The organism is Streptomyces sp. NPDC002868, assembly GCF_055563295.1.
Map to the genome: position 1 here is coordinate 119,008 of NZ_JBVHDR010000015.1, position 22,868 is coordinate 141,875.

General features: G+C 70.1%; 19 protein-coding genes, 2 tRNA genes and 1 pseudogene. 17 read left to right on the plus strand and 5 right to left on the minus strand.

The window, feature by feature from the left end; translation table 11 throughout:
- The first annotated feature begins 67 nt into the window (after positions 1-67).
- From ACZ3H8_RS33695 to ACZ3H8_RS33720, 6 genes are all read left to right on the plus strand, one after another.
- On the plus strand, positions 68-1,123 hold the full coding sequence (locus ACZ3H8_RS33695) for a glycosyltransferase family 2 protein (protein ID WP_467408204.1): 1,056 nt from the start codon (positions 68-70) through the stop codon (positions 1,121-1,123).
- Between the two features lie 179 nt (positions 1,124-1,302).
- A complete protein-coding gene (proB, locus tag ACZ3H8_RS33700) occupies positions 1,303-2,430 on the plus strand; it encodes a glutamate 5-kinase (protein WP_467408205.1) in 1,128 nt (375 codons plus the stop codon).
- Positions 2,431-2,562: 132 nt separating this feature from the next.
- Positions 2,563-3,087, plus strand: coding sequence for a hypothetical protein (locus ACZ3H8_RS33705; RefSeq protein ID WP_398988622.1), 525 nt, complete (start codon positions 2,563-2,565; stop codon positions 3,085-3,087).
- Between the two features lie 137 nt (positions 3,088-3,224).
- Positions 3,225-4,508, plus strand: a complete 1,284-nt coding sequence (locus ACZ3H8_RS33710; RefSeq protein WP_467408208.1) for a glutamate-5-semialdehyde dehydrogenase — start codon at positions 3,225-3,227, stop codon at positions 4,506-4,508.
- 90 nt (positions 4,509-4,598) lie between these two features.
- The gene (locus ACZ3H8_RS33715) at positions 4,599-5,213 is read left to right on the plus strand and encodes an SCO2584 family spore wall biosynthesis protein (RefSeq protein ID WP_467408210.1); all 615 of its coding nucleotides are present in this window, start codon (positions 4,599-4,601) and stop codon (positions 5,211-5,213) included.
- A gap of 182 nt (positions 5,214-5,395) precedes the next feature.
- On the plus strand, positions 5,396-6,460 hold the full coding sequence (locus ACZ3H8_RS33720; protein WP_467408211.1) for an SCO2583 family membrane protein: 1,065 nt from the start codon (positions 5,396-5,398) through the stop codon (positions 6,458-6,460).
- A gap of 91 nt (positions 6,461-6,551) precedes the next feature.
- Here the strand turns inward: ACZ3H8_RS33720 and ACZ3H8_RS33725 are convergent, their stop codons facing one another.
- Positions 6,552-7,688, minus strand: coding sequence for a M48 family metallopeptidase (locus ACZ3H8_RS33725; protein ID WP_467408213.1), 1,137 nt, complete (start codon positions 7,686-7,688; stop codon positions 6,552-6,554).
- A gap of 120 nt (positions 7,689-7,808) precedes the next feature.
- On the opposite strand from ACZ3H8_RS33725, the gene ACZ3H8_RS33730 reads away from it, so the two are divergent.
- The 7 genes from ACZ3H8_RS33730 (at position 7,809) to ACZ3H8_RS33760 (ending at position 12,043) form a co-directional block, all read left to right on the plus strand.
- Positions 7,809-7,973 carry a hypothetical protein gene (locus ACZ3H8_RS33730; RefSeq protein WP_467408215.1) on the plus strand — a complete coding sequence of 55 codons (165 nt, stop codon included), beginning with the start codon at positions 7,809-7,811 and terminating at the stop codon, positions 7,971-7,973.
- 103 nt (positions 7,974-8,076) lie between these two features.
- Positions 8,077-8,238, plus strand: a complete 162-nt coding sequence (locus ACZ3H8_RS33735; RefSeq protein ID WP_307663568.1) for a hypothetical protein — start codon at positions 8,077-8,079, stop codon at positions 8,236-8,238.
- 38 nt (positions 8,239-8,276) lie between these two features.
- Complete coding sequence (nadD, locus tag ACZ3H8_RS33740) at positions 8,277-8,906, plus strand: nicotinate-nucleotide adenylyltransferase (protein WP_307663569.1); 630 nt, start codon at positions 8,277-8,279, stop codon at positions 8,904-8,906.
- 19 nt (positions 8,907-8,925) lie between these two features.
- On the plus strand, positions 8,926-10,653 hold the full coding sequence (locus tag ACZ3H8_RS33745) for an LCP family protein (protein ID WP_467408217.1): 1,728 nt from the start codon (positions 8,926-8,928) through the stop codon (positions 10,651-10,653).
- 109 nt (positions 10,654-10,762) lie between these two features.
- Positions 10,763-11,194, plus strand: coding sequence for a ribosome silencing factor (gene rsfS, locus ACZ3H8_RS33750; protein WP_307665974.1), 432 nt, complete (start codon positions 10,763-10,765; stop codon positions 11,192-11,194).
- Positions 11,191-11,865, plus strand: coding sequence for a histidine phosphatase family protein (locus ACZ3H8_RS33755; protein WP_467408262.1), 675 nt, complete (start codon positions 11,191-11,193; stop codon positions 11,863-11,865). Before rsfS ends, ACZ3H8_RS33755 begins: the two co-directional genes overlap by 4 nt.
- A gap of 105 nt (positions 11,866-11,970) precedes the next feature.
- Positions 11,971-12,043, plus strand: a tRNA-Ala gene (locus ACZ3H8_RS33760).
- 52 nt (positions 12,044-12,095) lie between these two features.
- Here ACZ3H8_RS33760 and ACZ3H8_RS33765 read toward each other — a convergent pair.
- Entirely contained in the window at positions 12,096-12,971 is an 876-nt protein-coding gene (locus tag ACZ3H8_RS33765; RefSeq protein ID WP_467408219.1) for a helix-turn-helix transcriptional regulator, read from the minus strand.
- Positions 12,972-13,065: 94 nt separating this feature from the next.
- Here ACZ3H8_RS33765 and ACZ3H8_RS33770 point away from each other — a divergent pair, with 94 nt between their 5' ends.
- Together ACZ3H8_RS33770 and ACZ3H8_RS33775 are read left to right on the plus strand one after the other, a co-directional pair.
- The gene (locus ACZ3H8_RS33770) at positions 13,066-14,532 is read left to right on the plus strand and encodes an MFS transporter (RefSeq protein ID WP_467408222.1); all 1,467 of its coding nucleotides are present in this window, start codon (positions 13,066-13,068) and stop codon (positions 14,530-14,532) included.
- A 238-nt stretch (positions 14,533-14,770) separates the two neighbouring features.
- On the plus strand, positions 14,771-15,004 hold the full coding sequence (locus ACZ3H8_RS33775; protein WP_307665976.1) for a hypothetical protein: 234 nt from the start codon (positions 14,771-14,773) through the stop codon (positions 15,002-15,004).
- Here ACZ3H8_RS33775 and ACZ3H8_RS33780 read toward each other — a convergent pair.
- Positions 14,928-16,151: pseudogene (locus ACZ3H8_RS33780) on the minus strand (glycosyltransferase 87 family protein); the annotation flags it as partial. The gene ACZ3H8_RS33775 and the pseudogene ACZ3H8_RS33780 sit on opposite strands and share 77 nt — an antisense overlap.
- Before the next feature lie 123 nt (positions 16,152-16,274).
- Here ACZ3H8_RS33780 and ACZ3H8_RS33785 point away from each other — a divergent pair.
- A tRNA-Ala gene (locus ACZ3H8_RS33785) sits at positions 16,275-16,347 on the plus strand.
- Between the two features lie 89 nt (positions 16,348-16,436).
- On the opposite strand, the gene ACZ3H8_RS33790 is transcribed toward ACZ3H8_RS33785, so the two are convergent.
- A complete protein-coding gene (locus ACZ3H8_RS33790; RefSeq protein WP_398988642.1) occupies positions 16,437-18,023 on the minus strand; it encodes an NADH-ubiquinone oxidoreductase-F iron-sulfur binding region domain-containing protein in 1,587 nt (528 codons plus the stop codon).
- Complete coding sequence (locus ACZ3H8_RS33795; RefSeq protein WP_467408225.1) at positions 18,020-19,348, minus strand: hypothetical protein; 1,329 nt, start codon at positions 19,346-19,348, stop codon at positions 18,020-18,022. The genes ACZ3H8_RS33790 and ACZ3H8_RS33795 overlap by 4 nt, the downstream gene beginning before the upstream one ends.
- Positions 19,349-19,951: 603 nt before the next feature.
- On the opposite strand from ACZ3H8_RS33795, the gene leuS reads away from it, so the two are divergent.
- Entirely contained in the window at positions 19,952-22,846 is a 2,895-nt protein-coding gene (gene leuS, locus ACZ3H8_RS33800; RefSeq protein WP_467408227.1) for a leucine--tRNA ligase, read from the plus strand.
- Positions 22,847-22,868: the final 22 nt, after the last annotated feature.

Below are 22,868 nucleotides of genomic sequence, written 5' to 3' on the forward strand. Positions count from 1 at the left end.
CACGCGGGGGATACACGGACAGGGCAGCATGGCGCGATCTTCCTCGCGCAAAACTGCCGGAGTGTCCATGTGCGAAGTCAGCGTGATCATCGGGGCTTATGAGGCCATGCCGTATCTGGTGCGGTGTCTGGAGTCGGTCGAGGCGCAGAGCATTGGTGCCGACCGGATCGAGATTGTGGCTGTCGACGACGGTTCGACCGATGGCACCGGGGAGTGTCTGGAGGAGTTCGCGGCGGGGACGAAGGTCCCGATGCGGGTGGTCAGGCAGGCCAACTCCGGTGGTCCCGGTGGTCCGCGTAATGTCGGGCTGTCGCTGGCGCGTGGCCGGTATGTGTTCTTTCTCGACGCCGACGACTATCTCGGTGAAGAGGCGCTGGAGCGGATGGTCGCGATGGCCGACCGCGCCGGTACGGATGTGGTGCTCGGCAAGATCAAGGGCGTCAACCGCAACGCCGCCAAGTCGATGTGGGCGAAGAACGTCGAGCGCGCCGACATCTACGCCTCCAACGTCAAGTTCACGCTGAGCGCGCAGAAGCTCTTCCGGCGCGAACTTCTCGTACGGCTGGGCATGCGCTTCGACGAGACCATGCACACCGGCGAGGACGCGCTGTTCACCATGGAGGCGTACCTGCGGGGCAACGGCGTCTCCGTGGTCGCCGACTACACCTGCTACTACCTGGTCGGCCGCGACGACGGCAAACAGGTGACCAAGAGCGGCAGTTACACGCTGCGCTTCCACTCGGCGCGGGTGCTGATGGAGCTGATAGCCGAGTACGAACCACCGGGCCCGAAGCGCGACCAGCTGATGGTCAGGCCGTTCCTGGTGACACTGCTGCCGCAGTTCGGTCCCGTCGTGCTGAAGCAGAAGGAGGAGATCCTGCTCCACAAGCTGGAGCTGGCAGCGCCCTTGATGGAGGCGTACTGGACGCCGACTGTGGCGCGGCGGCTGGGTGCCAGGGAGCGGCGGCGGCTCACCTGCGTCGCCTGGGGACGGCCGGATCTGCTGAAGGAGGCGCTGCTCGCACCCGTGGTGAAGCGAAAGGTTCCCTTCGGCCGGCGGGTGCTGCGCCGGCTGCGCAGGGACGTACGGCGCCTGCTGCTCAGGGCCCGTACGGCGGTGTAGCGCCGCACGGGCCTTGCGGGCCGGTGTCCCGCCGGCGGTGACGCCAAGGCGGGCCCTTGGGGAGGCCGTTCGCTCCGATCCGCGAGGTGCGGCGACCCGCCCGCGACAGCCGGCGGCACGCTGTCCAGCGAGTGAAATGGCCGAGCGCCCACCGCGCGCCCTGACATAGATTCGGCTCTGTGACAGTGGCAAGACAGCAGGTAACGCAAGCCCGCAGGATCGTCGTCAAGGTCGGCTCGTCCTCCCTGACCACCGCGGCCGGCGGACTCGACGCCGACCGCGTCGACGCCCTCGTCGACGTGCTGGCCAAGGTCCGCAGCGGCGGCGAGAAGGAGATAGTGCTGGTCTCCTCCGGGGCCATCGCCGCGGGCCTCGCGCCACTGGGCCTGGCCCGCCGCCCCAAGGACCTGGCCCGCCAGCAGGCCGCCGCCAGCGTCGGCCAGGGCCTTCTCGTCGCCCGCTACACCGCCTCCTTCGCGCGCTACGGCGTACGCGTCGGCCAGGTGCTCCTCACCACCGACGACACCAGCCGCCGCGCCCACTACCGCAACGCCTACCGGACCCTGGACCAGTTGCTCGACATGGGCGCCGTCCCCGTCGTCAACGAGAACGACACGGTGGCCACGGACGAGATCCGGTTCGGCGACAACGACCGTCTCGCCGCCCTCGTCGCCCATCTCGTACGGGCGGATCTGCTGGTCCTCCTCTCCGACGTCGACGGCCTCTACGACGGGGACCCGGCCAAGCCCGGCGCCTCCCGGATCGACGAGGTCCGCGGCCCCGCCGACATCGCCCACGTACAGATCGGCAGCGCGGGCAAGGCCGGCGTCGGCACCGGCGGCATGGCCACCAAGGTCGAGGCGGCCAGGATCGCGGCCGCCGCCGGCGTCCCCGTCGTCCTCACCTCCGCCGTCCGCGCCGCCGACGCCCTCGCGGGCCGCGCCACCGGCACGTACTTCCACAGCACAGGGCGCCGCTCCGCCGACCGGCTCCTCTGGCTCGCCCACGCCTCCACCCCGCAGGGTTCCCTGACCCTGGACGACGGCGCGGTACGGGCCGTCGTGCACGGCAGGAAGTCGCTCCTGCCGGCCGGGATCGCCGGGGTCGAGGGCGAATTCAGCGCGGGGGACCCGGTCGAACTGCGCGACACCGAGGGCCACGCCGTGGCCCGCGGGCTCGTCAACTTCGACGCCAAGGAGATTCCGCAGCTTCTCGGCCGCTCCACCCGGGAACTTGCCCAGGAACTCGGCCCGGAGTACGAGCGGGAGGTCGTACACAGGGACGATCTGGTCGTCCTGCACCCCTGAAACGGCTGAAAGTCCAGTCTTCTGGCAGAGACCTTCACCAAAAGCGCCCCACGCTACGCCCGGGACTGGTCAACTTTGTTGCGGAGGAATGGCGGGGTACAGCAACACGACACATGCAACAGGAGGCCGCCGGTGCGACGAGCGCGCCCAGGGGATGTGCCCCGCGGGACGGGGGGCGTCCCCCACGGCCGCAGGGCCGTGGGCGAGGAACGAGCCCTGACCAGCGTCGGAGCGGGAGCGGACTTCGACGACGGCCAGGCGGGCCACGGCACGGACACGGCCAGGGAGACGGATACCCGCGGTGAAGAGCGTGTGCAGTCGAAGCTGTGGCACATCACTCTCAGCGTCTCCGGCGCCGAAGCCCCGCTGAAGGAGGTCCGGCGCGGCCTGGAGCAGCTCGCGCACGACCACCCCTTCCTGCTGACCAGCCGGTACGCCAACGACCACGCGGAGATCCGCTACTGGGAGGAGGCGCGGGACCTGCACGACGCCGCGGCGGTCGCGCTGCGGCTGTGGGGCGAGCACCGCTCCAGCGCCCAGCTGCCGCCGTGGGAGATCGTGGGTCTGGAGGTCATCGACCGCCAGACGTACCACCAGCGCATCGCGGAGGGCTACGGCCCGCCGCCGGCCGCCCCGGTGGGCGTACACCCCTTCTGAACCCACCTTCTGAACCCACCTTCTGAACCCCTCCCGCCCCTTCCGTCCGGACCCCGTCCCACCCCTTCCGTCTCACTTCCGTCTCGTAGTGCGGGATACGTGATGGACGCCCGCGGGGAGGCCATTACCCTGCGGGTATGACCTCGCTCTCGCCGTACGACAACCTCTCCCCGGTCGCCAAGGCCGCCTACCGGGCTCGTGGCGCCGCCGCCGACCTCGCGCCGCTGCCGCGGTCGGCCAAGGACGATGCGCTGCTGGCGATCGCGGACGCGCTCGAGGTCCGTACGAGCGAGATCGTCGCGGCCAACGCCGAGGACATCGCGCGTGCCCGGGAGGCCGGCACCAGCGAGTCGATCATCGACCGGCTCACCCTGACCCCGGAGCGGGTGCGGGCCATCGCCGCCGACGTCCGGCACGTGGCTGCGCTGCCCGATCCGGTCGGCGAGGTGGTGCGCGGCTCGACCCTGCCCAACGGCATCGACCTGCGCCAGGTCCGCGTCCCCCTCGGAGTCGTCGGGATCATCTACGAAGCCCGGCCGAACGTCACCGTGGACGCCGCGGCGCTCTGTCTGAAGTCCGGCAACGCGGTGCTGCTGCGCGGTTCCTCCTCGGCGTACTCCTCCAACTCCGCGCTGGTGAAGGTCCTACGGGACGCGGTCGGCGGCTCCGGCCTGCCTGCCGACGCGGTGCAGCTCGTACCCGGTGAAAGCCGCGATTCCGTACGGGAGTTGATGCGCGCCCGCGGCCTGGTGGACGTCCTGATCCCGCGCGGCGGCGCGTCCCTGATCCGTACGGTCGTCGAGGAGTCCATCGTCCCGGTCATCGAGACCGGCACCGGCAACTGCCATGTCTACGTGGACGCCCAGACCGATCTCGGCATGGCCGTCGACATCCTGATCAACTCCAAGGCGCAGCGGCCGAGCGTCTGCAACGCAGCCGAGACGCTCCTGGTCCACCAGGACATCGCGGCCGAATTCCTGCCGCGCGCGCTGGACGCGCTGGCCGAGGCCGGGGTGAAGGTGCACGGCGACGAGCGGGTGCTGGAGTACGCCGACGCCACCAAGGCCACGATCGTGGCGGCCACGGCCGAGGACTGGGAGACGGAGTACCTCTCGTACGACATCGCCGCAGCGGTCGTCGACTCGCTGGACGCGGCCGTCGCCCACATCCGGCTCTGGTCCTCCGGGCACACAGAGGCGATCGTCACCACCTCGCAGGCGGCGGCCCGCCGGTTCACCCAGTTGGTCGATTCCACGACGGTCGCCGTGAACGCGTCCACGCGTTTCACGGACGGCGGCCAGTTCGGATTCGGCGCCGAGATCGGAATCTCCACGCAGAAGCTGCACGCGCGCGGCCCGATGGGCCTGCCGGAGCTGACCTCGACGAAGTACATCGTGACGGGAGACGGTCACACTCGGTGATCGTCAAGGGGGCTGTGCGGGGCGTCACTCGGGCAGGGAGAGTTCACGCTCTCCCTGCCCAAACCGACTGGCCCGGTCTACTCTGAAGGCGTGCCGGACGACGTGGGGGGCAGGCCGTTTCCGGACGGCTGGGAGCCCGACGACGACCGCGGGGGCGCGGACGAGGACTTCGCCTCCGTGGTGTTCGACGAGGACTTCGTACGGGCCGCCGAGGTCCATGAGCCGACCGCCGTCGAGCGACTGCTGGCTGCGGCCCAGGCCCGCGCCGAGGCCGAGGCCGCACGCGGCAGACGCCGCGGCGGGGTGCCCGACGAGGAGCTCTACGACGACGGATACGGCCCCGGCGGGGGATACGGCCGGGAGCGGGCGTACGACGATGACGACGGCACGGATCCCGACGACGAGTACTCCGGGCCCTACGGTCGGCACGGCGGCGCCCTGCGCCCCTACCGCGGCAGCGCCCGCTGGCACCGTCCGGTGGCCTGGATCCTCGCCCTGCTGATGGGCATCGGGATGGTCGCCCTCGCCTTCACGGCCGTCTACCGCGGGGCGGCGGGCAACCGCCAGGACCGGGTCCCGCCGCCCGCCACCACCGGCGTCGACGCCACACCCACAACCGGCTCTGCCACGGCCCGGGTGGGCGGGCCCTCGGCCTCCGCGGAGTACTCCGCGCCGCCGGTTTCGGCGGACCCCCGCACCCCCTGAGCAGGCTCTGTACGCCCCCTTGTGCGCCCCCCTGTACGCCGGGTCTGCAATCCCATCGGACGACCGCTCCAAGGACCCTTGAGCGACCGCTCAAGGGTCCTTGGACGGCCACGTAAGAACTCGTCGGAGTTTGTCGCGCACCAGCGCGTTTACCGCAGCCCCGCCAGACCTACCCTGAAAGTATGGCTGGGCGCGGAGACCCGCCTGAGGGGACACCCGAGGGACTCCCCGGCGGTGGTGAGGACGAGTACCGATCCGTCGTCTTCGACGAATCGTTCGTGCGGGCTGCCCGGCTTCAGGAGTTCTCGGCGCAGGAGCGGATGGGCGAGCACGCGCGAGCCGTGCGCAGCCTCCCCGCCGGGGGTCGCAGAAGGGGTTCCAGACAGTTCCTGGTGCTCATCCTGCTGGTCGCGATGGCCTTCGGAACGGCCATATACCTGGGCATCCGGCATCCATACCAGGCACCGGTCGCCAAGCACGCCGAGCCGCTGCGGATCACGGTGATCCCGCTGGCGCCGCAGGGCCCTGTCCCGGGTGGCACCCCCGCCGACCTGTATGCGCACAGCCCCGCCGCGCAATTCCGTATCGGAGCCTCGGGAATCAATCTGCCCGCTGCCCAGCGCACCAAGAGCTTCTCCGAGGGCCAGGTGATGACGGCCCTGACCACCGCGAAGGACTACCTCGTGCAGTCCTCCCTCAACCCCGATGTCCTCACGGGCGGTGCGGTGCGGCCGGTGCGGGTGCTGCTCGACCCCGACCAACTGGAGCAGTTCGACCGGAGCATGGCCACCCCGGCCGCCGACGGCCGCCATGCTGCCACCGGCTGGCTGGTGCGCTACGACGCGGCGAAAGTGGCGCTGGCTGACCCTCAGGTGCGGGTGCAGGGAACGCTGCGCATCGCCGAGGCGGGGCCCGACGCCCTGGAGGTGACGTCGGACCACACTTTCGCCTACGCGCTGCGGCCGGTCGGCGTGAGCGGGCCGGCCTCGCTGTTCACCGTCCGCCGTGAGCTGCACTTCCGCTTCGACCGGGACGATCTGAACCAGCACCGCGCGGAGTTGCTGGTCAGCTATGTCCAGGCCGGCCCGCAGGCCTGCTCCGCGGACGCGTCCGGCACCCTGCGTCCGCTGCTCGCCGGCGAGCGGGCGACCACGGGCGGCCCGGCGGGCACCGACCCGTATGCGACGGGCCAGGCCACCGCGGCGCTCTGCGGCTCGCTGGCGCCCGGAGCTCAGCCCTCGCCCTGACCGCGGTCGCCGCCGCTCAGCTTTCGCCTTGACCGCTGCCGCTCAGCTTTCGCCTTGACCGCTGCCGCTCAGCTCTCGCCCTGGCTGCCGCTCAGCTCTCGCCCTGGCCGCCGCCGCTCCCGGTGCCGTTCTCGTTCGCCGGACCGCTGCCGTTGCCGCTGTCGTTGCCCTTGCTCCCGCCGGAGCTTCCGCCGCTTCCGCTGCCGCTCGCGCCGGTGAACTTGTCCCGGAGCTTGCCGCCCAGGTCGCCCGCGCCGCCGGCTATGTCGCCGACCAGCTTCATCAGGGGATCCTTGCTGGTGCGCACGGTGTCGGCGTAGTGCGCGGCAGACTCGCGGAAGGAGTCGGACACCGAGGTGTCCTTGTCCTCCGTGCGCCGCGGGTAGTGACCGTCCATGATCCGCTGGTGGTCGCGGCTCTCGGCCCACTTCTTCAACTCGGCGGCGCGCACCGTGGTGAACGGGTGCGAGCGGGGCAGCACATTGAGGATCTTCAGCACGGAGTCGCGCAGATCGCCGCCCGCCTCGTACTCCTCGGCCTGTTGCAGGAACGCGTCGACGTTCATCTCGTGGAGGTGGTTGCCGCCGGCGATCTTCATCAGGCCGCGCATCGACGCCTGCAGGTCCTGGCCGACCAGCAGCCCGGCGCGGTCCGCCGAGAGTTCCGACTTGCGGAACCACTCGCGCAGCGCTGTGACGATCGCCATGATCGCGACATTGCCGAGCGGGATCCACGCGATCTTCAGCGCGAGATTGGTGAGGAAGAGCAGGATCGTGCGGTAGACGGAGTGGCCGGAGAGCGCATGGCCCACCTCATGCCCGACGACCGCCCGCATCTCCTCCTCGTCGAGCAGTTCCACCAGCCCGGTGGTGACCACGATGATCGGCTCGTCCAGGCCGATGCACATGGCGTTGGGCCGCGGGTCCTGTGTGACGTACATCGACGGGACCTTCTCCAGGTCCAGGACGTAGCAGGCGTCCCGCAGCATGCTGTTCAGATGCGCGAACTGGGCGTCGCTCACCCGCACCGAATCGGAGAGGAAGAGCAGCCGCAGGCTGCGCTCCGGCAGCAGTCCGCTCAGCGCCTTGAAAACGGTGTCGAAGCCGCTGAGCCTGCGCAGGGCGACCAGCGCCGAGCGGTCAGCGGGATGTTCGTACGCCCGTGAAGAGATGCCCGGGAAGCGCTTGCGCTGCCTGCTCGGCACGCTCTCGTGACTGCTTTCGGTCATTCAAGCCCCCTGTTGGCCCCTGTTGGTGCTAATACCGGCTCGTCCCCCTGACGGACCCCAGCGTAGGTGCTGGAGCTACGGTGTGGCGGGGGCTGTGGATAACTGAGGAGTACACCCGACATGCCGGACACCGCCGCACTGTTCGCCGCCGCATCCGAGCAGCAGGGACTGGGCAATACGCTGCGCATCCTGCTGATCGCGTCGATCGCCGGAGCGGCCGTGCTCGCCTGGTTCCTGCTGCGCGGCTACCGCGGAAACGGCGCCGACGACCAGGACAACGACTGAGTCGGCGTGAGCGTGCCCGGGCCGCCCGCATACGATGTCCGCGAAGTCTCTCCGCCCGTCCGATTCCCGAGTTCCGACTCCCGATCGATAGGTCCTGCTGAAGATGAGCCTCGCCAGCACCGCCGCCAACCTGGTCACTCTCGCCGAAGGCGCCGAGCACGGTGGCAACCACGAAAGCCTCAACCCCTACCTCACCGGGGGCGGCGCGCTGTTCGTGCTGCTTCTGATGCTGTGGATCACCACCCGCTTCAACCGCGACCGCTGAGTCCGGGCCGTGCCGCCGTGCCAGTAGGCTCTGCACGCATGGGAGAGCAGGAAGTGCCTACCGGTTCGGGTTCCGGTGCCGGCAAGCGCCGAATCGGCGTGATGGGCGGGACGTTCGACCCGATCCACCATGGACACCTGGTGGCCGCCAGCGAGGTGGCCGCCCTGTTCCACCTCGACGAGGTGGTGTTCGTACCGACCGGGCAGCCGTGGCAGAAGAGCCACAAAGCGGTGTCTCCGGCCGAGGACCGCTATCTGATGACGGTCATCGCCACGGCGTCCAACCCGCAGTTCTCGGTGAGCCGCATCGACATCGACCGCGGCGGCCCGACCTACACGATCGATACGCTGCGGGACTTGCGCTCCCTCAACAAGAACGCGGATCTTTTCTTCATCACCGGAGCCGACGCGCTCTCCCAGATCCTCGGCTGGCGCGACGCCGAAGAGCTGTTCTCGCTCGCCCACTTCATCGGTGTGACCCGGCCGGGTCACGACCTGACGGACGACGGGTTGCCGGAGGGCGGGGTCTCCCTGGTGGAGGTTCCGGCGCTCGCGATCTCGTCGACCGACTGCCGGGCGAGGGTCGCGGAGGGCGATCCGGTCTGGTACCTGGTGCCGGATGGTGTGGTGCGCTACATCGACAAGCGCCAGTTGTACCGCGGCGAGTGAGCCACGGAGAGGGGCACCGGTGAATGACCAGCAGAACCCGTACGACCCGTACTACCAGCAGCCGCAGATCATCGGCTATGACGAGTACGGGCAGCCGGTCTATCAGCAGCCCCAGCCGTACGACCCCTACGCGCAGCAGCAGCCGCAACACTCTCAGCAACCGCAGCAGTCACGGCAACCCCAGCAGCCGCAGGGTCAGGACCAGGGCTACGGATACGACCCGTACGCCCAGCCTCAGCAGTACGACCCGTATGGCCAGCAGCAGGCCCAGCAGCCGCAGGGCCAGCAGCCGCAGGGCCAGGGTTACGGGTACGAGGGCTACGGCTACGACACCGGCCAGCAGCCCGCCGCCGTCGACACCACCCAGCAGTGGAGCATCCCGCAGCAGCACCCGGCCCCGGCCGAGCCACCCACGCAGGCGCCCCGGGCCGCGCGGGCACCCGAGCAGGGGCAGGCCGCCGTGCCCGGGCAGCGTCGGCCCGCGCCCGACCGTGACTACCGCACCGAGCAGTTCTCCTTCATCGAGGAGCCCGACGAGGACTCCGAAGACGTCATCGACTGGCTGAAGTTCACCGAGAGCCGCTCCGAGCGGCGCGAGGAGGCCAAGCGCCGCGGCCGCAACCGCATCGTCTCGCTCGTCGTCGTCCTCGCGCTCGCCGTCGTGGGCGGCGTCGGCTACCTCTGGTACGCGGGCAAGCTGCCCGGCCTGTCAGACACGGGAAAGAAGAACAGCACGGCGACCGGACCGCAGAAGCGGGACGTGATCGTGGTGCATCTGCACAACACCAAGAAGAAGGGCACCTCCACGGCCCTCCTCGTGGACAACGCAACCACCAAGCAGGGCACCACCGTCCTGCTCCCCAACTCCCTCTCCGTCGGCAACGACGACGGCACCGCCACCACCCTCGGCAAGTCGGTCGAGGACGACGGCTCGACGGGCACCCGGGAGGCCGTCGGCACCCTCCTCGGCGCCAAGATCACCGGCACCTGGCGGCTCGACACCCCGTATCTGGAGAACCTCGTCGAGCTGGTCGGCACCATCGACCTGACCACCGACACCGACGTGCCCGGCGCCAAGAAGGGCGAGGCGCCGCTGGTGAAGAAGGGTGAGAACCAGACGCTGAACGGCCGCGCCGCCGTCGCGTACGCCACCCACCTCGGGCCCGGCGAGGCCGAGGCGAAGCAGCTGCAGCGCTTCGGGCAGGTCATGCAGGGCGTCCTGAAGAAGTTCCCGGACGACCCGAAGACGGCGACCGTCACCGTGGAGACGCTGGCGCAGATCCTCGACCCGTCGCTGCGCGAGAGCGATCTGGGCGCCTCGCTCGCCAAGCTCGCCGAGCACGCCAAGGGCGGCGACTACAAGACGGCGCTGCTGCCGGTCCAGCAGGACGGCACGCTCACCGCGCAGGCCGCCGACAGCGTCGTCAAGGACGTCCTGGGCGGCAAGGTCACCGCGCCGGACAAGGACGCGGCCGTCCGTGTCGGGATCAAGAACGCCACCGGGAAGACCAGTGCCACGGAGAAGGCCCGGATCGACCTGGTCAACGGCGGCTACTCGGTGCTCGACGGCGGCAAGGCGGACACCGCGTCGACCTCGCGCGTCACCTACGCGGACGAGGCGCAGAAGGCGAAGGCGGCGGAGGTCGCCAAGACTCTGGGCCTGCCGGCGAGCGCGGTCAAGAAGGGCGATCCTGCCCCCAACGCCGACGTCTCCGTCGTCCTCGGCAAGGACTACAGGACTGAATGATCAAGACTGCATGATCGGGGCCCTGATCAGGGGCGAATAAACACGGCAAGGGCTGTCGGTGGTCCGTGAGACCCTTGAGGGGTACCTGACCGACGACGAAAGCCTGCTTGTGACCGCCACGGATCGCTCCATCGAGCTCGTCAATGCCGCCGCCCAGGCGGCAGCCGACCGGCTCGCGCACGACATCATCGCCTACGACGTCAGCGACGTGCTGTCGATCACCGACGCCTTCCTGCTCGCCTCCGCGCCCAACGACCGCCAGGTCAAGTCGATCGTCGACGAGATCGAGGAGCGGTTGAACAAGGAGCTCGGCGCCAAGCCGGTGCGCCGCGAGGGCGACCGCGACGCCCGCTGGATCCTGCTCGACTACGTCGACATCGTCGTGCACGTCCAGCACAGCGAGGAGCGTGTCTTCTACGCCCTGGAGCGGCTGTGGAAGGACTGCCCGGAGCTGCCTCTCCCCGAGGACGCTCTGAAGACCCGCGGCAGGGCCGAGGAGCACGCACGGCTCGCCGGTGACCCGGACGGTGAGCTGAGCTGAACGGCGGCGACAACAGCAAGCGCAGCGGCGGCACCGGCAGAGGGCGCCGCGTCGTGCTGTGGCGGCACGGCCAGACGTCGTGGAACCTGGAGCGCCGCTTCCAGGGCTCCACGGACATAGAGCTGACCGAGACCGGCGTCTCCCAGGCGCGCCGGGCCGCCCGGCTGCTCGCCTCCCTCAGGCCCGACGCGATCGTCGCCTCCGACCTCAAGCGAGCGGCGGCCACGGCGGGCGAGCTGGCCGAGGTCACCGGGCTCGACATCTCCTACGACGCCTCCCTGCGCGAGACGTATGCGGGCGCCTGGCAGGGCCTGACCCACGACGAGATCGTCGCTCGGTACGGCGAGCAGTACGCCGCATGGAAGCGCGGCGAGCCCGTGCGTCGCGGCGGCGGCGAGCTGGAGACCGAGGTCGCCGACCGGGCCGCTCCCGTGGTGCTGCACCACGCCGAGAAGCTGCCCGACGACGGCACGCTGGTCGTGGTCAGCCACGGCGGCACGATCCGTACCACCATCGGCCGGCTGCTCGGTCTGGAGGCCCACCACTGGGAGAGCCTCGGCGGGCTCTCCAACTGCTGCTGGTCGGTGCTCGGCGAGGGCGCGCGCGGCTGGCGTCTGCTCGAGCACAACGCAGGCACGCTTCCGGAACCGGTCCTCGGCGACGACGACTGACCCCGCCCGGGCCCTGCCCTCGGCCTCGCACCCCCGGATTTCACTTTCCGGCAGGTCGCAGGCTAAAGTTCTTCTTGTTCGCAGCGCCGAGCGCGAAGAACACGCGGGGCTATAGCTCAGTTGGTAGAGCGCCTGCATGGCATGCAGGAGGTCAGGAGTTCAATTCTCCTTAGCTCCACAAGTTTCACAATCCGGGTCCCGTCCTCGATCAGAGGGCGGGATTTCGCGTTTCAGTCGCGCAGTTCGCGCAGCTTCTCGATCCGTATGAGGCTCTCCTCGTCGTTCGGGGTATAGGCGACGATCCGGCACTCCGGCATTCCGTTGATCGACAGCGATACGGACGTCATCCGCACCTCGCCGATGGCCTTGTGCCGGAACGTCTTCACTCGCGGGCCCGGCGGGAGGACGTTCCCGCTTTCCCACAGTTCGGTGAAGTAGCCGCTGGCGGCCGTCAGCCGGTGGATGAACGACTCCCAGGCCGGCTCGCCCACATGCCGTCCGTACGCACCGCGCAGCTGCGCCACCATCAGCGGCAGCTCCGACTCCCGGAAAACCAGCGGGCAGTCCGGCTCGGCCACCTTGAACAGCGTCCACAGCACATTGCGTATACCGAGGTGCTCCGGGCGGGGCGCGAACAGATCGCGGTATGCGGCGTTGGTCGCCAGGATGTCGTACCGCGCGTTGTAGACCACGGCGGGGCGCGGGTCGAGCGCGTCGATGAGGCCCTGGATCTCCGGGCCCACACTCTGCGCGTCCTCCTGCCGGTCCGGTGCGTACGCCACCTCCGCCAGGTGGTAGAGATGCTCGCGCTCCGGCCGGTCGAGCCGGAGCGTGCGCGCCACGGCGTCCAGGACCTGCGCCGACGCGTTGATCGGGCGGCCCTGCTCCAGCCAGGTGTACCAGGTGACGCCGACGCCGGAGAGCTGGGCGACCTCCTCTCGGCGCAGCCCGGGTGTACGCCGCCGGAGCCCCGGCGGCATGCCCACATCGGCGGGCGTCACCCTCGCCCGGCGGCTGCGCAGGAAGGCGGCCAGCTCGGGTCTGCGGCGGTGGTTCGCAGCGCCCGCGGTGTTCGTCGTCGCCGTCATCGTGGTCACATCCCCCATGGTCGAGGCACCGGCCCGTCCTTGCCAGGTGCTGTCAGTACCAGCATCAGCGGGCTCTCGTTACCCGTACCGGAACGGCGTCAGGCTCGCTGCCATGACGACGACCTCTCCGGAAAGTCCACTTCTCAGTAAAGACCCCGGCACTGACAACCGGCCACGCCTGCTGCTGGCGATCGTGCTCGCCGCGCAGTTCATGGCACTCCTCGACACGTTCATCGTCAATGTCGCCGCCCCCACCATCCGTACCGAACTCGACGCGTCCGGCGCGGGGTTGCAGCTGGTCATCGCCGGTTACACGATTTCGTACGCCGTCCTGCTGATCACCGGCGCCAGGCTCGGCGATCTGCTGGGGCACCGACGGGCCTATCTGGGCGGGCTGTTGCTCTTCACCGCCGCCTCGCTCGCCTGCGGACTCGCTGCGGGCACCGGCCAGTTGATCGCGTTCCGGCTGGTCCAGGGCGCGGGTGCGGCACTGATGATCCCCCAGGTGCTCAGCCTGATCCAGCGGAACTTCACCGGCGAGGGGCGGGTGCGCGCGCTCGGCGCGTACTCCGCGGTCCTCGCGACCGGAGCCGCCGCGGGGCAGGTCGTCGGCGGTGTCCTGGTCAGCGCGGACCTCTTCGGCGCGAGCTGGCGGCCGGTCTTCCTGGTGAACGTGCCGATCGGCCTCGCGCTGCTGGTGCTGGGCGCGCGGGTGCTCCCCAAGGACCGTCGCGACGAGCCCGAGCCCGAGCGCGCCCGCGGCCTCGACCTGCCCGGTCTGGTGCTGCTCGCCGCCGCCGTGTCGCTGTTCACCGTGCCGCTGGTGCTCGGGCAGCAACAGGACTGGCCGGCCTGGTCCTGGCTCTCGCTCGGGGCCTCCGCGGTGCTCTTCGGCTGCTTCCTGGCGTACGAGTCGAAGCTGGCAGGGCGCGGGGGCGCCCCGCTCATCGCGCCGCGCGTGCTGCGTATCGCGGGCATGGGCCGGGCAGTGCTGCGGATCATCCTGGTGATGGCGGTGAACGCGGGCTTCCTCTTCGCGCTCACCCTGCATGCCCAGGGTGGTCTCGGCCACAGCGCGCTCCGCGCGGGGCTGATGTTCGCGCCGACCGCGCTGATCTTCGGAGCGGTCGGGCTGACCTGGCGGCGCTGGCCCGCGGGTCTGCAAAAGGCACTGATCCCGGGCGGATTCACGCTGACGGCACTCTCGTGCGTCGCGGTCGGCGCGGTGCTGAGGGACGGCGGCGACGGCGGGCTGTGGCTGTATCTCGCCTTCATGGGCGTCGGCGCCGGTCTGGCGCTCGCCTTCAGCCCCACCCTCACGAGAGCGCTCGCGACCGTACGGCAGGAGGACGCGGCTGACGCGAGTGGCCTGCTGGTGACCGTCACTCAGCTCGGACAGCTGATCGGCGTCGCGGCATTCGGCACACTCTTCCTGAATCGGCAGACAGTACCCGGGGTACTGGAGTCCGCCGACGCGCTGTGGGTGTGCGCCCTCGCGCTGGCAGCCGCGTCGATCTTGGGTGCGATGGCCGGTCTCGTCAGCGAAGGAATGGCGATGGCCACACGTAAACGCCGCTGACCCTCTTGCGTGGCCATGGCAGAATCGGACGGCCGGAGGGGACACCGGCCAGAACGGGAGGGAGAGCACGATGTCCGCCAGCAGCAGCGAGGAGGCCGATGACCTGCTTGCCACTGCGGAGGTGCGCGCTCGTCTCAGTTGCCCGTCCTGTGGATCGGGGCATGTCGCCCAAGTCCTCGGCGACAATGGTGGAGTTTCCTACGTGTGCACGGCCTGCGGCCATAGCTGGAGCTGAATGATGGGTGCACACAGGCGTAAATGCGACTGGTGCGGCGGTGGTACGCCCATCGTTCGGGACATGGACCCGATCAATCCCGAGTACCAGTACTGGTGCGAGGAGTGCGCGCGGGCGCTGATCATAAAGGGCGACCCCATCGAGACGTACAGAGAGCTCGAAGGGGAGCCGATCTACGGGCGGCTCCTGGACGAGCACTGCACTCTGAAACGGTTCTATTCATTCGCCACAGCGTGACCAGGACGGTCGCGGCCGTCAGCGAATAGAGGGCCGAAAGGACCATCTGGCCGCTGTTCTGGGCGAGTTCGAGCTGTCCCGGCCCGTGCGGTACCCACCACAGGGCGTACGAACAGAACACCAGCCCCGCCGCTGCCGCCCGCCCCCTGCTGCCGCGCGCCACCAAGAGCAGCACCATGGGCACGCACCACACCCAGTGGTGCGACCAGGAGACCGGGCTGATCAGCAGTGCCGTCGCCGCGCAGGCCACGACCGCGCAGGCCCGGTCGCCGCGCAGCGCCGCACCCACGGACACGGCGAGCCCGGCCACAGCGACGAGAGCGGCCGCCGCGACCCACCACGGCCCCGGATCGGGAGTGTGGAGCAGCCGGGCGAGGACCCCGCGCAGCGACTGGTTTGCGGTGTCCTCGGCGTGGCCGACCCGGCCGGCTGCGAAGACCATCCGGGTCCAGTAGCGCTGGGAGTCGTACGGCAGGACAGCGGCGGCCGCGAGCGTTGTGCCGAGGAAGACCGCGGCTGCTGTCGCCGCCCGCCGCAGCCACGGGTTCCAGCCCTCGCGCCGGGCCCGTACAAGGCCTGCGATCAGCAAGAAGAGCGCGAAGAGCGCGGGCGTCAGCTTCACGGCGGCCGCGCACCCAATGCCCGCGCCCGCCCACTTGTGCCCATCGCGGCGGGTGATGTCCCACAGTACGGCGACCGCGATCAGCAGATTGATCTGGCCGTAGCGGAGCGTCGTCCACACCGGTTCGCACCACACGGCGGCCGCGGCCACCCAGAGCGTCGCCGAGCACCGGTCCATGTGCGGGTGCGTCAGCCGCAGCGACAGGTCGACGAAGGCGACGAGCAGGAGCAGGTTCCCGGCAGTGGCCAGGGCGCGCATCTCGGGGACGCCGAGCAGGGTGAGCGGCGTGAACAGCAGGGCGGCGAACGGCGGGTAGGTCGTCGGGAGGTTCGCCTTGGTGGTGCGCATCGCGTAGAGATCCGCTCCGGCGCGTACGGTCTCGCCCTCCGCCCGGTAGACCATCAGGTCGATCATGGAGACGTCGGCGGCGCGCTGCGCCATCCAGAAGGCCGTGAAGGAGAGCAGACAGACCGAGGCGGCGGCAAGGGCGGGACGTCGGGCACTGGACAGTGCGATCACGGTCACGAAGGTGGACGTTACCGGCCCAGTCCCTACAGACCGGAAACGATTTGGTGATGCACTGGAGGGAGCGTTAATGTTGTCGACGTCGCCGCGAGGGAGACCTTCGATCAAGGCGGCACATCGCAAGGGGCTATAGCTCAGTTGGTAGAGCGCCTGCATGGCATGCAGGAGGTCAGGAGTTCAATTCTCCTTAGCTCCACAGAAGCAGTAGACACAAGGAAGCGGGCCATCCGGATCGGATGGCCCGCTTCTTCGTGTGCCCCTGGGGTGTGTGTCCCCAGGGGGCCGTCAACTGCGGCCGCTGCCAAGCGCCTTGCGGTTGCTCGACGGCAGGGCGGGACGGGTGGTCGGCGACGGGGCGGGTCCCTGCTCGATACGGAGCGCCAGCGCGGGGCACCGGCGTACGGCCCGCTGTGCGCGCCCCCGCAGATGCATCGGAACCGAGGCGTCAGCGAGCGCCGGATAGCCGTCGGGACCGAGCCGGATGAGCTCAGGGACGATGTCCGCGCAGAGCCCGTGGCCCTGGCAGAGCGTCCAGTCCACGGCCAGCTTCTCGCCGCTCGGAATCGACTCCTCGGCATCCTGGTAGCCGGGCCCGGGAAGCGGCAGCACGCCGGTCGTCTCGCGCCCGCAGCCGCCGTCGAGCACATGGGCGGCGAGGTCGTCCGTGAAGGCGGACAGGGTCGAGGCGAAGAAGCGCGCCGAGCCGTCGGGGTGCTTGCACGCGCCGCGGCCCTTGACGGCCTGCGTCACCTCGCGCAGCGCCTCCAGGGCGGCGGGGCCGCCGCCGTTCATGACGTCGGACAGGCCGCCGGCCGCGGCGGGCAGGCCCAGCTTGCAGGGGCCGCACTGGCCGGCGGTCTCGGCGGCGAGCCAGTTGGCCACCCGCAGCGCCTCGCCCAGTGGGCAGGTCTCGGGGCCGATCGGGAGGATCGCGCCCGCGCCGAGGGAGCCGCCCACGGCTGCCAGCGATTCGCGCGAGACGTTGGCCTCGTGGACTGCGACCGAGTCGATCCAGTTGCCGTGGTAGCCGCCGGTGAGCACGCCCTGGGGAAGCGGCGGGGCGCCCGCCAGCTGCAGTACGTACCGCAGCGGGACGCCCGTGGGGACCTCGACGACCATGGGGCGCGCGACCGCCCCGGAGATCGTCAGCATGACCGTGCCCGGCTCGGTGTCCAGGCCGGTGTTGCCGTAGCGGCGCGCGCCGATACGGGCGCCGATGGCGAGCTGTGCGTACGTCTCGGCGTTGGACAGCAGCGTCGGGGCCCCGCCGACGCCGGTGTCGGAAGCGCGCTCGCGGCGGCCGGGCGGCAGCGCGGGGCCGCCGTTCACGGCACGGATGACCGCGGAGGCCTCGCCGGAGACCATGCGCTCCGGCGTACGGACCACCCGCGCGCGCAGCTGCTGCCCACGCCGGTCCGACAGGCCGCGCTCGGCCAGCGCGGCGCGCATGGAGATCTCCGTGGAGTTGCGGGTGACCGCGACCACCAGGGTGCGCGCGCCGAGCGCCTCCGCGGCGAGCAGGGCGCCGTCCAGGATCAGATGCGGGGCGCGGTTGAGCAGCACGGTGTCCTTGCGGCAGGCGGGCTCGCCCTCACTGCCGTTGACCACGACGACGGGCCGCACCCCGCGTCGTATCGCGGACTTGGCTACGGCGCGCAGCTTCTGCCCGAAGGGGAAGCCCGCGCCGCCCCGGCCGCGCAGGGATATGTCGTCGGCGAGCTGGGCGAGCAGCTCGCCGGTAACGGGCTCGAGAGGGCCGTGCACCTTGAGATGCATCGGGAGGTCCAGGCGCTCGACAAGGTCGAACCCCTGCGTCAGCTGGGGAAGGCCGACGACACGAACCTCGGGGACATCAGGGAGGGGGGTGTTCACGGTCGGTCTCCTGCGGGCGTGTGCCAGGGCTCTCCGGCCGGGGGCGGAAAGAGGGGGCCGGGCATGGTCGCCGTGTCGTCGTACGTGTCGGCGGTGCCGGTGGCGTACGGGGAGGAAGGTGCTTCGTACGGGGGAGCGGGGTCGTAGGAGGCGGGAGCGGGAGGGGGCTCGTAGGCCAGAGGGGGCTCGTATGCGGGAGGGGGCTCGTAGGCCGGAGGGGGCTCGTACGCGGGAGGAGCGGGCGTTTCGAGAGGCTCGGGCCGGAAGGCCTGCGCGGGCGGCGGCGGTGACGGGGTCGGCCACAGACCCTGCCGGGAACCCGACTCCGAGACGACGGGGATCTCCTCGGTCATCGGTATGCGCTCGGCCAGCGGGGCCGTCTGGTCGCCGGCCAGGGAGACCGCGCGGTACGCGGCGGAGATCCCGGTGCCGGGCCCGATGCCGCTGCCGACGGTCGGCTCGGCCTCCGGGAGCGGCGGCACCTCGTAGAGATTGGGCGAGGGCGGCGCGAGCCGCCGGGGCTGCGAGCGCGGCCGGCCGAGGGAGGACTGGCGCTGGAACTCCTGCTCGTACGGGCGCTGGGAGGGAATACCGTTCATGCCGTTGAGGCCGGCCGGTCCGGTCACTCCGGCCGCGCCGGGGAGGGGGGACGTGGTCGGATCGCGCCGTAGCTGCTCGTCCGCCGCAGACCGGTCGTCGCCCGAGCCGGTCAGCGACATGATCTTGGTGGCGATTCGCCGCTGCACCGGCCGCGGCATCAACCGCAGCGACACGGCGGCGGCGACACCTGTGAGTGCCAGGCAGTACATCGTCACGACCCAGGTCGCGGCGGGCCGGCCGGTGAACAGGCCGTGCACCAGCGCGGAGCACCAGGCCGGGTAGGCCAGCATGTGCAGCGGCCGCCAGCGGCCCGCTACCCGGATGTTGCCGGCCAGGGCGCTGCGCAGCGCGCCGGTCGTGGCGGCGATCACCATGAGGAAGCCGGCCAGCGAGCCGAAGCCGATCAGGCCGGACGTACCGGTGACGCCGAGTCCGAACGGGACCAGGGCGCCGATCGCTTCCACATGGCCCAGCGACACCTTCACGGTGGCGTGCAGCAGCAGGAAGCCGAGCGAGGCGACCGCGGTGGCCCGGTGGATGCCCTGGGCAAGGAGGCGGTGACGCGTGGAGAGGAGCAGCCGGTCGGTGGCGATCAGGCCCCACGCCACGGAGGCGGTGAGGGACACCAGGGACAGCACCCCGGTGGTGAAGTCGAGCGTGGCGCGAAAGTTGTCGCTCCCGCCGACGGCGAGCAGGGGTAGGAGCACGAACGCCGCGACGGACAAGCCGCCTTGCACCGGGCGGCTTAGCCCGGTACTCGGCGCTGGCGACGAACGGCTCTTGCGATGAGGGTTCATGGGGCGACTCCGAATGGTGCGGGAAAGGCGGTCCCGTTGACGCATGCTAGGTCCACCCATACCGGGCAGTACGAGGTTTGAGCGTTTAGAGAGCGGAACCACAGCCAACTGACTCTGGGGTTGCCCTGGATAGGGTCGATACGCGGGGTAACCCCCGCGGCCGGAGGCATCTGGAAGCGCGGTTCGGGGGGCGCGCGGTGGGCGTGCGGCGGGCGCTCGGGGGGCGTGCCGGGGAGTGGCGCGCGCCTTTCGAGGCGGACGCCGGGGCCGCTGGGGATGGCTGCCGAGACCTCACCGGAGTCCGTCGAGGGCCCTTCGAGGGCTCGTCGAGATTGGTCTTATGCGCCCGGTTCGCTCGCTGCGGTACCCTGACGCCATGCGTGCCGTACGCCTTCTGCTTAGCGAGCCGCGCTGATCAGTCCCGACGGATGAAAGATCCGGTTGGAATCGGCGCGGCGTCCCCTCCTGTGCGAGGGGTTTTTTCGTTTTGGAATCCGCTGGCAGAGACGAATCGATGGAGCTTCAAGGATCATGAGCGAGACCAACCCTGCTGCTGCTGAGGTAACTGCAGCGCACCGCTACACGGCTGCCATGGCCGCCGACATCGAGGCACGCTGGCAGGACTTCTGGGACGCCGAGGGTACGTACGAGGCACCGAACCCATGGGGGTCCCCCCGCTCGAGCGAAGCCGAGAGCGGGGGAGGTGACCTGGCCGGGGATCCCGCACAGGTCGCCAAGCCCAAAAAGTTCGTCATGGACATGTTCCCGTACCCCTCGGGTTCGGGTCTGCACGTCGGGCACCCCCTGGGCTATATCGCCACCGACGTCTTCGCCCGCCACCAGCGCATGACCGGACACAATGTCCTGCACACCCTGGGCTTCGACGCCTTCGGCCTGCCCGCCGAGCAGCACGCCGTACAGACCGGCGAGCACCCTCGGGTCACCACCGAGGCGGCCATGAACAACATGAAGTCCCAGCTGCGCCGGCTGGGCCTGGGCCACGACAAGCGCCGGTCCTTCGCGACGATCGACCCGGACTACTACAAGTGGACCCAGTGGATCTTCCTGCAGATCTTCAACTCCTGGTACGACGAGGACGCGAAGAAGGCCCGTCCGATCGACGAGCTGGTGGCGCAGTTCGAGAGCGGCGAGCGTGCGGTGCCGGGCTCCACGCGCGCGTGGAGCGAGCTGAGCGCCTCGGAGCGCGCCGATGTGCTGGGCGAGTACCGGCTGGCGTACACCTCCGACGCGCCCGTCAACTGGTGCCCGGGCCTGGGCACCGTACTGGCGAATGAGGAAGTCACCGCTGACGGACGCTCCGAGCGCGGCAACTTCCCCGTCTTCAAGGCCAAGCTGCGCCAGTGGAACATGCGCATCACCGCCTACGCCGACCGGCTGCTGGACGACCTGGACGCGCTGGACTGGCCCGAGGCGATCAAGCTGCAGCAGCGCAACTGGATCGGCCGCAGCGAGGGTGCACGCGTCCACTTCTCGGTCGTCGGCCACGACGACGCACAGATCACGGTCTTCACCACCCGCCCCGACACGCTGTTCGGCGCCACCTACATGGTGCTGGCACCCGAACACGGCCTGATCGACTCCATCGTCCCGGCCGAGTGGCCGCAGGGCGCCAGGGAGGCATGGACCGGCGGCGCCGCCACTCCGGCCGAGGCGGTCTCCGAGTACCGCAAGCAGGCCCAGACGAAGAGCGATGTCGAGCGGCAGACCGAACACAAGGACAAGACCGGTGTGTTCACCGGTGCCTACGCCCTGAACCCGGTCACCGGCGAACGGATCCCGGTCTTCGTCGCCGACTACGTACTGATGGGCTACGGCACCGGCTCCATCATGGCCGTACCCGGCCAGGACGAGCGCGACTGGGAGTTCGCCGAGGCCTTCGACCTGCCCATCATCCGTACCGTCCAGCCGCCGGACGGCTGGGAGGGCGAGGCCTTCACCGGACAGGGCCCGGCGATCAACTCGTCGAACGACGAGATCTCACTGGACGGCCTGGACGTCGCCGAGGCCAAGTCGAAGATCACCGAGTGGCTGACCGCCCGCGGAATCGGCGAGCGGACGGTCAACTTCCGGCTGCGCGACTGGCTGTTCAGCCGGCAGCGCTACTGGGGCGAGCCCTTCCCGATCGTCTACGACGAGGACGGCATCGCGCACGCGCTGCCCGAGTCGATGCTGCCGCTGGAGCTGCCGGAGGTCGACGACTACTCGCCACGTACGTTTGACCCGGACGACGCGGACACCCAGCCCGAGACGCCTCTGTCGCGCAACGAGGACTGGGTCAATGTCGAGCTGGACCTGGGCGACGGCGTCAAGCGCTACCGCCGGGAGACCAACACCATGCCCAACTGGGCGGGTTCGTGCTGGTACGAGCTGCGCTACCTGGATCCGCACAACAGCGAGAAGCTGGTCGACCCGGAGATCGAGCAGTACTGGATGGGCCCGCGGGAGGGGCAGCCGCACGGCGGCGTCGACCTGTACGTCGGTGGTGCGGAGCACGCCGTACTGCACCTGCTGTATGCGCGGTTCTGGTCCAAGGTGCTGTTCGACCTGGGGCACGTCTCCTCGGTCGAGCCGTTCCACAAGCTGTACAACCAGGGCATGATCCAGGCGTACGTCTACCGGGACAGCCGCGGCTTCCCGGTGCCGGCCGCCGATGTCGAGGAGCGGGACGGAAAGTTCTACTTCGAGGGCGAGCCCGTCAAGCGCGAGCTGGGCAAGATGGGCAAGTCCCTGAAGAACGCCGTCACTCCGGACGAGATCTGCGCCGAGTACGGCGCGGACACGCTGCGGCTGTACGAGATGGCCATGGGGCCTTTGGATGTGTCGCGGCCGTGGGACACCCGGGCTGTCGTCGGCCAGTACCGCCTGCTGCAGCGGCTGTGGCGCAATGTCGTCGACGAGGCGACCGGTGAGGTCACGGTCGTCGACACCGAGCCCGACGAGGCGACGCTGCGTGCGCTGCACAAGGCGATCGACGGCGCCGGACAGGACCTGGCGGCCCTGCGCTTCAACACCGCCATCGCCAAGATCACCGAGCTGAACAACCATCTGACGAAGGCGGGCGGCCCGCTGTCGCGCAGCGTGGCGGAGCGGCTGGTGCTGCTGATCGCCCCGCTGGCCCCGCACATCGCCGAGGAGCTGTGGCACAAGCTGGGCCACACCGACTCGGTCGTGCACCAGGACTTCCCGGTCGCCGACCCGGCGTACGTCGTGGACGAGTCCGTGACCTGCGTCGTGCAGATCAAGGGCAAGGTCAAGGCGCGGCTGGAGGTCTCCCCGTCGATCTCGGACGAGGAGCTGGAGGCGCTGGCGCTGGGTGACGCGGCGGTGGTCGCGGCGCTGGGCGGCGCCGGCATCCGCAAGGTGATCGTGCGGGCGCCGAAGCTGGTGAACATCGTCCCCGCGTAGCGCCCACGTGCGGGCAGGGATT

What these genes read in the sequence shown, in the direction of transcription:
- ACZ3H8_RS33775 (WP_307665976.1), top strand. Translation starts at nt 14,771, where the DNA reads ATGGGTGCACACAGGCGTAAATGCGACTGGTGCGGCGGTGGTACGCCC.
- ACZ3H8_RS33695 (WP_467408204.1), top strand. Translation starts at nt 68, where the DNA reads ATGTGCGAAGTCAGCGTGATCATCGGGGCTTATGAGGCCATGCCGTAT.
- ACZ3H8_RS33710 (WP_467408208.1), top strand. Translation starts at nt 3,225, where the DNA reads ATGACCTCGCTCTCGCCGTACGACAACCTCTCCCCGGTCGCCAAGGCC.
- ACZ3H8_RS33765 (WP_467408219.1), bottom strand. Translation starts at nt 12,971, where the DNA reads ATGGGGGATGTGACCACGATGACGGCGACGACGAACACCGCGGGCGCT.
- ACZ3H8_RS33770 (WP_467408222.1), top strand. Translation starts at nt 13,066, where the DNA reads ATGACGACGACCTCTCCGGAAAGTCCACTTCTCAGTAAAGACCCCGGC.
- ACZ3H8_RS33735 (WP_307663568.1), top strand. Translation starts at nt 8,077, where the DNA reads ATGAGCCTCGCCAGCACCGCCGCCAACCTGGTCACTCTCGCCGAAGGC.
- ACZ3H8_RS33725 (WP_467408213.1), bottom strand. Translation starts at nt 7,688, where the DNA reads ATGACCGAAAGCAGTCACGAGAGCGTGCCGAGCAGGCAGCGCAAGCGC.
- ACZ3H8_RS33730 (WP_467408215.1), top strand. Translation starts at nt 7,809, where the DNA reads ATGCCGGACACCGCCGCACTGTTCGCCGCCGCATCCGAGCAGCAGGGA.
- ACZ3H8_RS33720 (WP_467408211.1), top strand. Translation starts at nt 5,396, where the DNA reads ATGGCTGGGCGCGGAGACCCGCCTGAGGGGACACCCGAGGGACTCCCC.
- leuS (WP_467408227.1), top strand. Translation starts at nt 19,952, where the DNA reads ATGAGCGAGACCAACCCTGCTGCTGCTGAGGTAACTGCAGCGCACCGC.
- nadD (WP_307663569.1), top strand. Translation starts at nt 8,277, where the DNA reads ATGGGAGAGCAGGAAGTGCCTACCGGTTCGGGTTCCGGTGCCGGCAAG.